This is a genomic window from Corallococcus silvisoli, from assembly GCF_009909145.1.
Taxonomy (GTDB): Bacteria; Myxococcota; Myxococcia; order Myxococcales; family Myxococcaceae; genus Corallococcus; species Corallococcus silvisoli.
Genome location: NZ_JAAAPJ010000001.1, coordinates 1,425,010 through 1,438,820, shown reverse-complemented (window position 1 = coordinate 1,438,820; position 13,811 = coordinate 1,425,010). Strand labels below are relative to the sequence as shown.

General features: G+C 68.2%; 10 protein-coding genes. 4 read left to right on the top strand and 6 right to left on the bottom strand.

Annotation, left to right across the window (positions count from 1 at the left end; translation table 11 throughout):
- Positions 1 to 118 precede the first annotated feature (118 nt).
- A complete protein-coding gene (locus GTY96_RS05710; RefSeq protein ID WP_161664076.1) occupies positions 119 to 1,147 on the bottom strand; it encodes a hypothetical protein in 1,029 nt (342 codons plus the stop codon).
- Positions 1,148 to 1,487: 340 nt separating this feature from the next.
- Positions 1,488 to 4,400, bottom strand: a complete 2,913-nt coding sequence (locus tag GTY96_RS05705) for a hypothetical protein (protein ID WP_143898975.1) — start codon at positions 4,398 to 4,400, stop codon at positions 1,488 to 1,490.
- Positions 4,401 to 4,816: 416 nt separating this feature from the next.
- On the opposite strand from GTY96_RS05705, the gene GTY96_RS37485 reads away from it, so the two are divergent.
- Together GTY96_RS37485 and GTY96_RS05695 are read left to right on the top strand one after the other, a co-directional pair.
- Entirely contained in the window at positions 4,817 to 5,185 is a 369-nt protein-coding gene (locus GTY96_RS37485) for a hypothetical protein (RefSeq protein WP_328700770.1), read from the top strand.
- A 171-nt stretch (positions 5,186 to 5,356) separates the two neighbouring features.
- Positions 5,357 to 6,130, top strand: coding sequence for an SDR family oxidoreductase (locus GTY96_RS05695; RefSeq protein WP_161664074.1), 774 nt, complete (start codon positions 5,357 to 5,359; stop codon positions 6,128 to 6,130).
- A 352-nt stretch (positions 6,131 to 6,482) separates the two neighbouring features.
- Here the strand turns inward: GTY96_RS05695 and GTY96_RS05690 are convergent, their stop codons facing one another.
- From GTY96_RS05690 to GTY96_RS05680, 3 genes are all read right to left on the bottom strand, one after another.
- Complete coding sequence (locus GTY96_RS05690) at positions 6,483 to 6,854, bottom strand: DUF3060 domain-containing protein (RefSeq protein WP_161664073.1); 372 nt, start codon at positions 6,852 to 6,854, stop codon at positions 6,483 to 6,485.
- 151 nt (positions 6,855 to 7,005) lie between these two features.
- A complete protein-coding gene (locus GTY96_RS05685; protein ID WP_161664072.1) occupies positions 7,006 to 7,713 on the bottom strand; it encodes a VOC family protein in 708 nt (235 codons plus the stop codon).
- A complete protein-coding gene (locus GTY96_RS05680) occupies positions 7,703 to 8,173 on the bottom strand; it encodes a MarR family winged helix-turn-helix transcriptional regulator (RefSeq protein ID WP_161664071.1) in 471 nt (156 codons plus the stop codon). The genes GTY96_RS05685 and GTY96_RS05680 overlap by 11 nt, the downstream gene beginning before the upstream one ends.
- Before the next feature lie 367 nt (positions 8,174 to 8,540).
- Between GTY96_RS05680 and GTY96_RS05675 the strand changes: the two genes are divergently transcribed.
- Complete coding sequence (locus GTY96_RS05675; RefSeq protein ID WP_161664070.1) at positions 8,541 to 11,183, top strand: Kelch repeat-containing protein; 2,643 nt, start codon at positions 8,541 to 8,543, stop codon at positions 11,181 to 11,183.
- A 40-nt stretch (positions 11,184 to 11,223) separates the two neighbouring features.
- Here the strand turns inward: GTY96_RS05675 and GTY96_RS05670 are convergent, their stop codons facing one another.
- Positions 11,224 to 11,391, bottom strand: a complete 168-nt coding sequence (locus tag GTY96_RS05670; protein ID WP_161664069.1) for a hypothetical protein — start codon at positions 11,389 to 11,391, stop codon at positions 11,224 to 11,226.
- Positions 11,392 to 11,846: 455 nt separating this feature from the next.
- Between GTY96_RS05670 and GTY96_RS05665 the strand changes: the two genes are divergently transcribed.
- Positions 11,847 to 13,358, top strand: coding sequence for an ABC transporter substrate-binding protein (locus GTY96_RS05665; RefSeq protein ID WP_143898968.1), 1,512 nt, complete (start codon positions 11,847 to 11,849; stop codon positions 13,356 to 13,358).
- Positions 13,359 to 13,811: the final 453 nt, after the last annotated feature.

Below are 13,811 nucleotides of genomic sequence, written 5' to 3'. Positions count from 1 at the left end.
TCCCGGGAGATAGACGACGTGTCCGCGTCCGCGCCAATGGGGAACAAAGCGACGGCTCGGCATGGACTGAGATCTAGTCCAGCCGAGCCGCTCTGACAAACCGCGAGGGTTTGAACGCTTACTTGAAGAAGGCGCCCACGATGCTGGACACCGTGGAGACGGCGGCGCCCACCTGGCTGACGATCGGGATGTTGGTGGCCGCGGCGATGGAGCCCACCGCGGTGATGACCGACGTCACCTTCTTGCCGACGCCCGCGTTCTTGTCCATCAGCGTCGCGCCCGCGTTGGCCACGTCCACCGCGGCGATGGCCACGTTGACGCCCGGAGCGAACCGGCCCAGCGCCTTGGCGGCGGTGCCCGCGGCGGCCTTCGCACCCTGCTTGAGGGCGGCCTCACCGGCCTCGCGGCCCACCGTGGCCAGCGCGGCCTTGGCGGCGGAGCGCGTCCCGCTGCCCAGGATGCCCTTGGCCAGCGTGCTGCCGGCCTTCGCGGCGTCGCCCGCGGCGGTGGTGACGGCGCGGCCCACGTTCTTCAGCGAGGCCCCCTCCATGATGCCCTTGGTGGCGGCGCCCTTGACGGCCTTGAGCACGTCTTCGCTGGCGTGGGGGAGCGCCTTCTTGAAGGTGTCGAACGCCGCCTTGCCGGCGTCCAGCTTGCCCTTGAAGATGCTGCCGCCCAGCACTCCGCCCATCACCTTGCTGCCGACGATGCCGCCCGTCGCGGCGGAGATGGTGGACTTGGCCGCGTCCAGGGAGGAGCGCGTGGCGGTGATGATGTCGTCCTTGCTGCCGGAGCGGATGGCCTGGCGGACGTCCTTGAAGGCCGTGGCGCCCGCGGCCACCGCGCCGGGGATGCCGGCGTAGCGCATGGCGGCGCCCATCTGCGCGCCGAACTTGGTCAGCCCCTTGAAGCCCTGGGAGAAGGTCGGGTTGCGGACGAAGTCCAGGTTCGTCTTCCCGAGGATGCCCTGGGCGCCGTCCTTGATGTTCTTGATCTGCTGGAAGGCGTCCTTGCTGAAGTTGATCGCCTTCGAGGCCTGGGTCGCAACCGCGATCCCACCCTTCACGAGCTGCTTGTTGGCCTCGAAGGTCTGCTGGACGTTGGTCCGGACGGCGTTGAAGGTGCGCTTGATGTCGGGGAAACCCATGGTGGGCCTCGTAGATTTGGAAGGGGCGGAACTTGGACTGATTATCGGACGCGGAGCGCGCGAGTTGCCTAGGACAGCTTTTCCAGGATTACACGCGCGAGGCAGCAGCATCGAAGCTCCAGAGGCCCGGAATCATTGCCCTTTCTTCAGGCCCCCTGCCCTGCCGGGCGTCCAGCTCGCATCCAGACAGCCCCGAGGGGCAGGTGGTTGCACGTCCAACGGTCGGCCCAGGCTCTCGCCCCGGCCCGCCTCGACGACTCGAAGCGGGCCGTGATTGGTCGAGCTGGAAAAAATACGTCGAGCCTGTGCGCGGAGACGGTCGGGCGCCCCGCCCGCGGCGTTACGCGCGGCGCCCGGCCACGTAATGGTTGTCCCTGACGTGGAGGATGTCGATGGTGACGGCCGCCGCCGGTACGTCCGAGCCGAAGTACTGTGCCGAGAGTTCCCTGAAGTCGTACGTGTCGACCCGGTGACCCTGGTGGTCGCGGATGCCCCGGTCCGAAGCGTCGACGTAGTGGATCCTCAGGTTCACCCGCGCGGAGAGCACGAGGCCGCGGAAGTCGAGGTCCCCAGCCCACTGTCGCCGACGGCGCTGGCCCGCCTCATAGGCATCGGCGATCACGCGGAGCGAATCGCTCAGCTCGACGTTCCGGCGGACGGCTTCCATGACGAAGGTCTCCGCGAGGGCGACATGCTCCGCGTAGCGGGGATCGGTATCCCTGAACGCGTAGTCGACCCGCAGCCCGCGTCGCAGCCGGACGCTCGCCCAGGCGTCGAGCCTGAGCCGATCCAGGGCCATGCTCGCGTTGTCGAGCCGACGCAGGACGTCCTGGGACGGCCGCATGTCCCGGAACATCACCGGGGAGACTCCCACGCCACGGCGGATGAGGTTCGCGGTCATCGCGGCGGCGCTCTCGCGATACAGCATCGCCTCCTCCAGCCGGTCGCCCTCGGGGAGCTGCACGACGGATTGCGGCGTGCGGCGCTTCACCCCATCCGAGAACGCGTAGTACAGGCAGTCGCCGCCGCCCGGGTTGTCGGTGATGACGAAGTTCTGCTGCACGTACGTGTCGAAGAGCGTTGACGCCCGCTGCCGCCGGGCCTCGGCCTCGGAGCGGATCCGGCTCTCCGCCTCCTTGGACCACTTCTCCATCTCCTTCAGCAGGGAGTCCTTCGTGCCGCCCTTGTCGAGACTCACGAGCGGTCGCGGACGTGAGCCCCGGCCCCTGCCGGAACCCGTCGAAGCGCCGGACCCCAGGAGCTTCTGCTGCCCGAAGAGCGGACGGTCCAGCGCGATCACCTCGGGGTCGAGCAGACCGAGCAGGTGATACATGGAGCGGATGCGGCCAATCTTGGTCTCCACGACTTCGCTGTAGGCGCGATCGTCGAGGTTGTTGTTCTTCACCAGGGCCAGCCCGTTGTTTCCGGAGAGCGTCTTTCGCGTCGACACCGTGATGGGATTGGCGTCGTCGAAGGCATCGAACCCCTGCTTGGGTGACAACACCGTCGACGGTTCGCTCTGGGTGGCGCGGGTGAACTCCGTCACCCAGTCTCCAGTCTCCACGCTCTTGTCCACCTGGCCTGTGTTGCGGCTCAGGCTTCGGAACCCCAGCTCCACGGCGGCGCACCAGGGACAGGTCTCCTTCGGCCGGTTGCGTTGCTTGCCGGTGTCCTGGAACCCCTCGTAGGGAAAGCACACCAGCACGTCGGCGCCGTCACAGAAGTAGGACGAAGCGGTCATGAGCGCCGCGGGTTCCGCGCAGTTGAGCGAATGCCAGCCGCAGATCCACAGGTCGACGCCGAGCGCGCGCCCCTGGAGGCCAGAGACCGGGTGCGCTTCGATCCGCAGCTTGTCGTGGGTCTTGTTCTGACGGAACGACACGTAGCTGAGCAGGGCCTGCCGCGCGGGCCTGCGCAACTGGAGCAGGTCCCGGGCGCGATACTCGAGCGCCGCGGTGTTCGTGCGGCCGAGCATCACGTCGTAGTTGGTCCAGAGCCCCTTCTTGAACTCCTCCTCCTCGTGCGCCTCCGCCTGGCGCCGCCGGGCGTAGAAATCCAGCAGCTCCAGCTCGACCTGACGCCGCTCGTGGGTGTCCAGCTGGGACTGCTGGTCCTCGTCGAGCTCGATCTTGCCCTTCCCCTTCCAGCGCTTCTTCAGGAAGTCGCTGGACTCCTCCTTCAGCTCCTTGCGGAGCTTCTCGATCTCCTCGGGGGACTTGTACTTGTCGGGATCCTTCTTGGGGACCTCCTGGTCCGCCTTCCAGGTGGGGAGCGCGAGGTGCCGGCAGTACTTGCCGAAGTACTTCTCATCCGGCTCCTCCTGGACGACGCCGGAGAGACCGAGGACGGGCACGTACACCGTCTTGCCCCCTTCCTGGTGCCGCGTCCACGACACGCACAGACACCCCACGGTGGACACGAAGGCCGAGCAGACCGTCCTCCAGTTCTTCTTGAACTCCTCGCTGAGGGGGTGATCCACCGGCGGCTTGAGCATGCGGGTGAGCGCGCTCGAATCGTCGCCGAGCAGTTGATAGCGCAGGACCAGCGCGTCGGTCCGATCCTTCACGCTTTCCCAGAACTGCGACTCCAGCGGGAGGTCGCGGACCCAGTCGCTCGCGGGGAACACCGCGCCAAGCGGGGTGCCGGCCGGAGAGACGACGAAGCCGAGGCTCATCAGCCGGATCCGCACGGGCTCGTAGTACTGGAACTTGGCCCGGCTCTTCCCCTGGTCCCGCTTCAGGTCTTCGGCGGTCACCGACTTGAGCGCTCGCTGGAGGCGACCGGAGGAGACCCTGCCGCTCTTGTCCCCTCGCGAGGTGTGCCAGTCGAGCTGCGCGTACAGCGAGGCACGGCACTCGTCGATGTAGCCCCACTCCTCGTCCAGCATCGAGTCGACCACCTGGGCGACGTCGTCCTGGAGCGCCTGGGCCTCCTTCGTCTTCGGGAAGGCCTTCACGCCCAACATCTGGCGCACCAGTTCGGGCGACACCTGCTGCGCATCCAGGCGCGCCTCGTAGGCGTCCAGGTTCTTCAGCGCGACCTTGATGCTCATGCGGACCTGGAGGAACCGCACGAGGTCCAGCTGGAACTGCCCGAACTCGTCCTGCCGGTAGATCCGGTCCTGCGTGGCCACGAAGAGCTCCAGGCCATCCTCGTCGACGAAGTCCGGCAACTGGCTGCCCGTGTCGCGGGACCACCTCAGCGCGACCTCGGACGTCAGTTCGACCAGACCCGTGTTCAATGCGAGCAGCATCGGCATTGCCCGAGTAGAACCGACGTCTCGGCCCACGCCAAGGACCTGACAGGCGCCCGCCCCTCCAGGTCCAAATTGAGAGGGTCCAACGCTTCTGTTACCGCGGCTGGGGATGGGGGCACGAAGCCCGCGCGTGATCGTTCGTCCCTGCCCCGGTTTCTTCCGGCTCCTGTTCGTCGTGCGAGGCACCTGCGTGCCGCAGGCGATAGCGTCACGCCTCTTGCCGTGCGCTCGCTCGTCAGCCCTCGGGGACGACGACCCGCGACCCCTGTCCTCCACGGTGCTCCCTGGGTCAGCCTGGTGCGCCCTCCAAGGCATCGCGCGGGTTGACTCCGGATCCTCGGGCATCAGGTTGCGGGTAGGGAGACTCGCGGCAGGAGGGACGCGGCGTGGCGACTCTGGCTCGAGCGTCGAAGGTGGACGTGGTGATCATCGGGAGCGGGCAAGCGGGAGTGCCCCTCGCGGTCCGGCTGGCAAACTCGGGGCGCGACGGCGTGCTCATCGCGCGCGCGTTCGAGACTGGCGAAACCGCCGGGCTCCTGAAGATCATCATCGACGCGGCTGACGAGCGCGTCCTCGGAGCCACGTTCGTCGGGGCCGATGCAGGAGAGTTGCTTCACATCCTCGTCCCCTTGATTCAATCAGGCTCGAGTGCGCGCGCCGGGGTCGACGCGGAGTTCGTGCATCCCACCTTCGCGGAGGGTGTGCAGACGCTCGTCATGCGCCTGGGGCCCTACGCGCTCGATGACCAGACACCGCCCGCGCCGGGAAACCACCATGACTGAACAGGCCCCCCAGGCGCCGAGCGCGGGGACCGTCAACATGTGGCTCGAAGCCGTGCTCGTCCTGGGCCGCATTCAGCGCCCCCGATGGCAACGGCTGGCTCCTGCAGGAAATCAAGACGCGGCTGCCCTGCCGCGTGTAGCGCCGTCACAACGAATGGAGGGTTCACACCCATGGCAACCACACAAGCACCGCAGGGAACCACCGAGTCGTGGGCGAGGCGTGCGCCGAGCTTGCTCGGGCAGACGGTCGTCGTCATCGGCGGGAGCGCCGGCATCGGGCTCGAGACGGGGCGATTGGCGAAGGCGGAGGGCGCCCAGGTCATCCTGACCGCTCGGAATCCCGAACGCCTGCAGCTCGCCGCGAAGGAGCTCGACGTCCAGCGGACCGCCGCGTTCGACGCCACGGACTCAGCGGCGCTGGAGCGCTTTTTTGGAGCACTCCCGGCGCCCATCGACCATGTGTTGGTGACCGCGGGCTCTCCCCACTACGGACGCCTCCTCGACATGGATTTGAAGGAGGCACAGCGCGACCTCGACGATCACCTCATGCTGGCGGTGCAGGTCGCGCGCAATGCCGCCCCCAAGATGAGGCCTGGCGGCGCCCTGCTGCTCATGGGCGGCACGGGCGCCCGACGTCCGGCGAAGGGGCTGGGAATCGTCTCGGCGACGATCGCCGCGCTGCCGGCGCTCGCGGCCACGATGGCGCTCGAGCTCGCGCCTGTCCGGGTGAACGTGATCGCGGCTGGCTTTGTCGACACGCCGCTGTCCGCGGCACTGCTCGGGGCGGACCTCGAGAAGCGTCGCCAGCAGCTCCGAGCCATCTTGCCCATCGGCCGCGTCGTCGGCCCCGCGGATGTCGCCGCGCTGGCCGTCCACCTCATGACGAACACCGCCATCACGGGCGCGATGTACGACATTGACGGAGGCCAGCAGTTCATCAGCTAGCGCGACTTCACGGAGGACTCGCTCTGCTCTCGAACAAGTCCTTGAATCGTGGGAACAGGCGCCGGCCGCTTCATCCCGAAGACCTGGGGACGACGACACGAAACGTCCAGCGCATCCTCCCCCGCTATCGCGGTGGACGGATTGAACGGGGTGAGGATTCAGTGGGCACCGGGCCTGCGGCGTCGAGCGGGCGAATGGGACGCATGACTCACAGGCGGACTTCCTCCGCCGCTGATGGCGCAGCCGTTGTCGCTGAAGGACGTGCGGCTCAAGGCCCTCGCAGGCCGCGGTCGAAGCCCAGGCTGCTTCCGCGCGCCCGCTTCCTTGACGAAGCGGGCGCGCGGTCCAGCGACTACTTCTCCTGCGTGATCTTGTTGTCCATGCCGGTGCGGCTGATCTTCGGCTTCGACTTGCCGTGGCCGCGCTTGTAGGTGACGGAGTTGGAGCTCCCCGTCACGGAGATGGCACGGGTGGCCTCCACCTTCACCTTGTTGCCAGTGCCGTTCACGGTGACGCTCTTGCACTCGCCGGTCAGCGTCACGGAGTTGGACGCGCCGGTGATCTCCACCGTGCTCTCCGGCGTACATTCATGGGTCGCGCGCTCGCCAGAGCCGGTGACATCGATGCTGGCCGAGCCCTCCGAGTCCTCTTGCGCGACGGCCGTCATCGGGCCGAAGGCGCATGCCATCATCATGAACACTGCCGCCCCGAACTTGCTGTTCATCCGTTGTGACCCCTGAGGAGAAGGTGCGGGACTGATGCCGCACGGCTCCCATCTACGTGACGGACGACGGAAGATTCAATCCGCGGGATTCCGCTCCGTCTTTCATCGCGCGGGCAACACTCCGCCGGAGTTGGCGCCCTGCCCGGGCCGTCTACTCCCGCGGCCTGGCCAGTCGCTGGATGGCCTCCAGCTCCAAGCGGAGCACCTCGCGCTCCGCCTCCGGGAGCGGAAGGGCACTGACGTCCCGCACCCGCGCCAGGGCGCCAGGCGTGTCCCCCAGGACCATGGCCAGCTCCGCCCGGGCCGCGAGAGCTCGCGCGCGCTCCAGCGTCGTCCCGGCGCCGCCCTTCTTCAGCGCGACGTCCAGGACCTTCGCGGCCGCGGCGTCATCTCCCTTGAAGTCGCGCAGGCGCCGGGCGGCCTTGAGGGCCTTGCCGAGGACGGTGGTCGAGGCATCCGCGTCGTCGCCGTAGCCGCTCGGCTCGTCCCTCCGGATGAACATCAGGGAGTTGCCGGAGGGGTCGACGAGCGTGAAGCGCGTCTGCCCCTTCTTCATGCGCGTCATCCGCGGGAGGCCCCGGATGGGAGTCCGGCCATACGCCGTCCGCAGCGCGGCCAGGAAGCGCGCGTGCAACTCCTCCACCTCGTCCACGATGATCAGACAGCTGCTGAAGGCCTTCAGCGGCTCCAACTCCTTCAGGCCAAAGAAGTGGACCTGGGCGCCACCCCGCCGCGTCGCCGCGTAGGGGTTCGGAGACCGCTGCTGGTACGTCACCTCGAACCCCAGCAGGGCGTAGAACTCGAGCGTCGGCGCGAGCTCCACGCAGGGGAGCAGAGGGATGGAAGCGTCATGCTTCATCGCGCCCCTCCTCGGCCAGGTCCTTCTCAAGCCGCAGGCGCGCTTCGCGGACAGCTTCAACCGCCGCGGCCAGGAGCGACGGGGCAAGGCTCGCGCCCATCCGGTCCGCCCATGTGGCATGCGCCTGCTCGACCTTGCGCAGGGCGCGGCGTCCGGCTGCGGTGAGCGAGACGCACTTCGCACGCTGGTGATGCGGGTTCTCGATGTACTCCACGAACCCGTCGCTCACGAGCGCATCCGCCGTCTGCTGCACGCTCTGCCGCGCGAGCCCCATCGTGCGCGCCACCGACGCCACCGTGGCGGGGCCGTGATCAATGACGCCCAACACCTGCCAGCGGGCGCTCGTCAATCCGGCCGGAGCGCTCAGCCGATCTCCGGCCTGGAGCAACAGCCCATTCAACTGGAACACCTCCAGCACCAGGGCGCTGAAGGTCTCTGCTCTCCGGGTCAGGGACGACATGGACAGGAACCTGTCAAGACGACAGGCTCCTGTCAACAAGCACTCCTGGTTCTTCTGGCGGAAGTCGCCCCCAATGGCAGCCCGGTGCGTCAAGGCGAGTGAGCGAGGCGCGCGCGAAGGGCGTCATCAGGTCGGCATGTCTGCCGAGGCGACAACTTTCCCTGACACAGGGGGGTGGAGCGAGGCCTTGCGCGTCCCGCCCCCGGGTCGGGCCTCGATGCGAGCCCATCAACCTTGACGCTGCTCGTCCGGTCCGCCACCCTGCGTCGGCCTCAAATCCTCTCTTGGATGGGCCCGGCAACGCGAGTCGGAGCGCTTCGAATCGGAGGGCCTGGCTGAGAGAGGTCCCTCGTGACCTGGAGCGTTCATGACCACCGCCCGTATCCTGGGCCTTGGCTTTCTGTCCGCGTGGCTGAGCCAAGGCTGTATGGAGTCCCCCGCTGTCCATTCCCCCGAACACACCGCGTCGACAAAGGCAGACATCTCCGTCGCCTCGCTGGACTCGACCCCCGCCATCCTCACGACGGAGCTCACCCAGGCCACGGAAGGCGTGACGTACCGTCGTGCCCCCGGTGTCGCGGAGGCGATCCTCGCGACGGGTGGTACCGCGCCGCTCCAGGTGAGCGCCACCGGACTCCCGTCGGGTCTCTCCATCGATGAGGACACCGGCATCCTCTCGGGGATTCCCACGCCCGGCATGGCGGGAAGCCACGCGGTGGACGTCGTCGTCACGGACGCGAACGGGCAGACGGCCCAGGCCACGCTGTCGCTGGAGGTGGTGGCTCCGCGGGCGCTCGGGTCCAGTGGCACGGTGGGCGTGGAGCCGGAGGGCAGCCCCATCACGGACGCGCTGACCGTCTTCGTGATTGGAGAGGATGGGCGCGCACACGAGGGCGTGGGCGTACGGGTGCGAAAGAATGGCGTGGAGTACGTGCCCGCGCGCGAGGCCCTCACGGATGCGGCGGGGCGCGCCTATTTCACCGGCCTGGGGCTGGATGGCGTATCGGATACCGTGGACGTGACCGCCAACGGCGCGGGGCTCTCCAACGCCACGATGGCGCGGGTGAATGCCTCGCGGGTGACGCTGCTCGTCCCCAGCTACCCGGTGCCCCTGCCGCGCGGCAGCGCGAGCGCCACCTGGGATGCGCAGGCGGGGGGCCTCATCATGACCGGCGGACAGGGCTCGGGTGCGAACCAGCCCAAGGGGTGTCTCAATGACACGGTGGCGCTCACCTCCGTCGCGACCGGGACCTGGGAGGAGTGGAGCGTCCCGGGACTCTCGACGCCCGCGGCGCCCCCGGCGCGGGTCGGTGGCGCCTTCCAGTATCGCGGGAGCGGCATCAGCGTGCTCTTCGGTGGAGAGAGCTGCACGGGGTCGAAGCTGTCGGACACGTGGCAGTTCAACTCGGCCACTCGGACCTGGCAGCAGGTGGGGGCGCCGGGGCCCTCCGTGCGCTCAGGCGCGGCGGTGACGGCCTCCCCGGTCTCCGGCAGCATCTTGCTCTTCGGAGGCACCTCCGGGACAAGCTCGCAGGGCGGCCAGATCGTCAACAACGAGCTTTGGAGCTATGCCCAGGGGTGGGGCAAGTTGTCTCCCACCGGGACGTTGCCGACCGCCCGCGCCTTCGCCGCCGCCGCGCTCGACACGAGCTCCGGGCTCATGTGGCTCTGCGGCGGAGCGAGCAGCGCGCCCATCGGCGCCGACCTGGCGACGTGCTCCACGTACAACCGCTCGACCAATGCCTGGGCGAGCGCGACCTCGCTGCCAGCGGCCCGGCGTGGTGGATTGATGGCTTATCGGCCCGGCGCGGGGATGTACCTCTTCGGAGGATCGACCAACGGTGCCGCGCGCAATGATCTGCTCCGGTTCAGCGCGGGGGCGTGGACCACGGTCACCGCGCAGGGCGCGGCGGGGAGTCCTCCGAGCAGCGGTGGGGTGAAGCTCGAGACGGACCCCTCGACAGGCGACCTCGTCCTCGTCATGGGGACCGGGACGGTGTGGACCTTCAACGGGACGGCGTGGCAGCAGCGGGCCACTCCGTCGTCCGCGGCGGAGACCGTCACGCTGTCGGGGACGATTTCGGGCGGAGTGACGAGCGGTTTCAGTGGCGCCACCCTCTGGGTGGTCGCCCCCACCGGCTTCAGCGCGACCACGTTCTACGTCGCGCTGACGGGTGGGGTCGCAAGCTACAAGCTCGCGGGGGTGCCGGCGGGCGTTCCGCTCTCCGTCTATGCCTACTACGAGTCGGGTGGCCTCTATTCTCACAAGGACGTGGGGGCGGTGGGGCCCCTGGTCGCGGACACGACCTTGAACATCGCGCTGGAGCCAGGGCCCCTGGCGACGACCACGACGACAGGCACCCTCGTAACTCCCGCGGATTGGCCCGCCTCCATCAACGCTCGCTATGCGCGAGGGGTTCGCTTCCAGTCAGGACTTCCCGCACAGCCCAATGGCCCCGCGGAGAGCACGGCCGGGACGTCGAGGACGTTCTCCGCGACCTACATCCCAGCGTCCGCACCCGCCACGCAGGCCGTCTCGCTCGAGGCGATGGTCGTGGGGGCAGCGCTCTGCGAGACGCTGACGACCTGGGTCTACAATCCTCCCGCGGGTGCTGTCGGCGCGGTGGCGCTACCGGATGGCATCCGGGGCGTGGCGCCGGGGCTGAGTGAATGCGGCACCGGGACGGTGCCAACGGCCGCGGAGGGGGCGTATCAGCTCACCGCGCCCGCGGGCACGGAGCTGATCTCCGTGCGTCGAGGCGCGCGAGGGATGTCGTGGGACTGGGTGTATCTCTCGCAGGCACAGGCAGGCGCGCGGTCCTTCGACTTCCCTCAGCCCAGCACGCTGGCGCCGAGCAGGCCCGCCCCCAGCGGTCAGGGCACGGCCTGGGAGGTGACCGCCAATGTCTTCGAGCCGGGCTCTGGCTTCCGCTACGAGCAGTTCGAGTCCGCGAATCTGCGGCCCACGAGCACCGCGCGCAGCCACCCGCGCGGCTTCGTGCGTCAGTAGCCGGCGCGTCTGAACGACCGTTCTCGATTCTCGACCGGTCTCATGCTGCGCGTCGAGCGGGACCGACGCGCAGCAGCAGGCTCGCCGCCTGCTGCGCGTCGCGAGCGTCCAGGCGGGCGGCCACCACGACCATGAGCGCCGACATCTTCTTGCGCCGATGGTCGCGGGTGACATTCGCGTGCATGTCCCACGAGATCCGCTCAATCATGCAGGTGCCTGGCATTGGGAGAGGTCTCGCTCACCACGCGCACCAGCTCGTCCGTGCTTCAGACCCGCGCTCCGGCAGCACAGCATCCACTCGGGCCCGCCTTGGGGTTGAGGACCGCGATGCGGTCCGGGCCGCGCTGACGTCTCCCGGGAGTAGCGCCAGACCGAGGGCCAGATGACAAAGCTCAAGCCCCTCGAGCTTCAGCGACAGGACCCCACCCGCATCGATCTTCCACGTCGCGGCGTGCTGCTCGCCGCTTGAGTCGACGGTCCACGAGAAGCGCGGGAGAGCCACGAAACCGCGCAGCCCCAGGCTCACCTGTCAACAAGCGCGTTTGTTTTCACAGCCCAAAGGGAGAGTCGAAATCGAAGCGCTGCCGGAAATGTCAGACCGATCCAGTATGAATCTCCCTGCGCGGCGCCATTCTGCGCGTCGCCGAAAGGGTTGCCTCCACAATGAAACTGTCTTTGATTTCCCTCGGGCTCTTGGTCGGCGTGACAGGGGGCGGCTGCGCGGGGCTCGATGAGGCCGAGGCGGTGGACTCCTCCGTGTCAGCGGACGGGGCCTCCCAGGTCACCCAAGGCCTGGTCACCCAGGTCACCGGTACCAGCCCGGTCACCTTCGTCGCCACGTCGGGCAACGAGACGAAGCCATACGACCAGTCCGCCACGTCGGTGGTGGCATACATGCGCGACTCAACCACCGGGGCGTTCACGGCCTACCCAGGCACGGGCTCCGCGGACGGCACCATCTCCGTGCCGAACGTCCCTTCTGGCCGCATCTACCTGAAGCTGGGCTCGCGCTATCTGGTGAGCACCGGCCGCGCGTTCGACCTGGGTTCCACGGAGTGGGGGCGCGATGGCACCTTCGCCTCGCTGCCCACTCCCGTGACGGTGTCCGCCACCGGCCTGTCTCCCTGGCAGTCGGGGGACTTCCTGGACATGTATTCGTTGAACCCAGGCGCGTTCGGCTACGTGGACAGCATCGCCACGGGGCGCCCCCTGGTGGGCGCCACGTCACTCTCCGGGCTGAGCTTCAATTACGCCAACATGCTCAACCCGGTGCTGCTCGACAGCGGCCGCGGGGACGTATTCTCGCTGGCGCAGATGCGGTGGCAGACGAGCGCGAATGGAGTGCCCTACCGCGCGATGCACAAGGTGCTCGACACGAGCGTGACCCAGGTGGAAGGCCAGCCCGTCACTGTCAGCGGAACCTTCACCCAGCCCGTCGCGACAGGCACCTTCTCGGTGGACTGGAGACGCTCGGCCTTCGACGCCATGCGCACCCAGGTGAATCCCGACGCGGTCAGCACATACAACGAGATCTGGATGTCCGCCCGGCCGGCCGCGCTGGGCGCCGCGCTCGCGTCCATCAGCGGGCCGCCACTGCTCGTGAAGCTCAATCCTGACACGCTGCGGACCGACATCGTCACGGGGAGCATGACCTACAACAACCCGCTCCCGGCGACGTGGCAGAAGGTGGCGCTCGTCGCCGCCGGCTTCACGAAGAGCTACGCGCTGGGCACCGCGACGCCCTACACCATGGGCGTGGACATCCGCGTGGATCAGGAGGCGAGCGCGTTCACCGCCGCGCCCGTGCAGCCCCTCGTCGGGCCGGTGCAGGCGCCCCAGGTGAACACGCGCGGCGCGTTCCAGAACCTCACGGGCGTGGGGACCGACGCCTCGCTGCGCTGGTCGAAGCCGCTCGTCGGCACGGCCACGAACTACGTGGTGAACATCTACCGGCTCGGCGTGAGCAACGGCTCCACCACCGTGACGCGCGTGGCGGTGCTGCACACGGATCTCCAGAGCGTGTACCTGCCCCCGGACGTGCTCCAGGCAGGCCAGACCTACTTCGCGGAGATCCAGAGCTGGTACCAGCCCGGCTCGGACCTCGCGGCGAGCCCGTTCAAGCGCTCGCTGCCTCGAGGCCGCGCCAGCGTGCTCACCGGCATGTTCAGCCCGTAGACGCTAAAGGCCTGAGAAAAAAGGAGGCACCGGACCGTTGGATCTCCACCGACCTCCGCGCCGGTGGGGAAAAGACTCCGGGCGGTCCTCCGCGATGACATTGGAGACATCGAGAACGGGTTCGCCGAGGGCTTGGTTCGGCGAGCCCCCTGAAAGGCCCTGCCGACCGGCAGGGCCTTTTGGTTCAACACAGGCCCCGCGATGAATATCGCGGGGCCTTCGTGCACAAGCGTGCCGGGGTGACACGTACGCGGGCTACCTGTCTCCCAAAGAGGACGTCGGCTGTCCTCAGGATTTTATCACTCTGCGTACGGATTTCACTGACACGCGGGTTTCCTGTGGCTAATCTCCGCGACGGCCAGCACCGGCTTCGAATGACTGCGCCACAGCGACGAGGTGGGCGCGAAAGCGCTGGCTCGCTGTCCCTGGCCCTTTGCAATCCCAACCATCAGG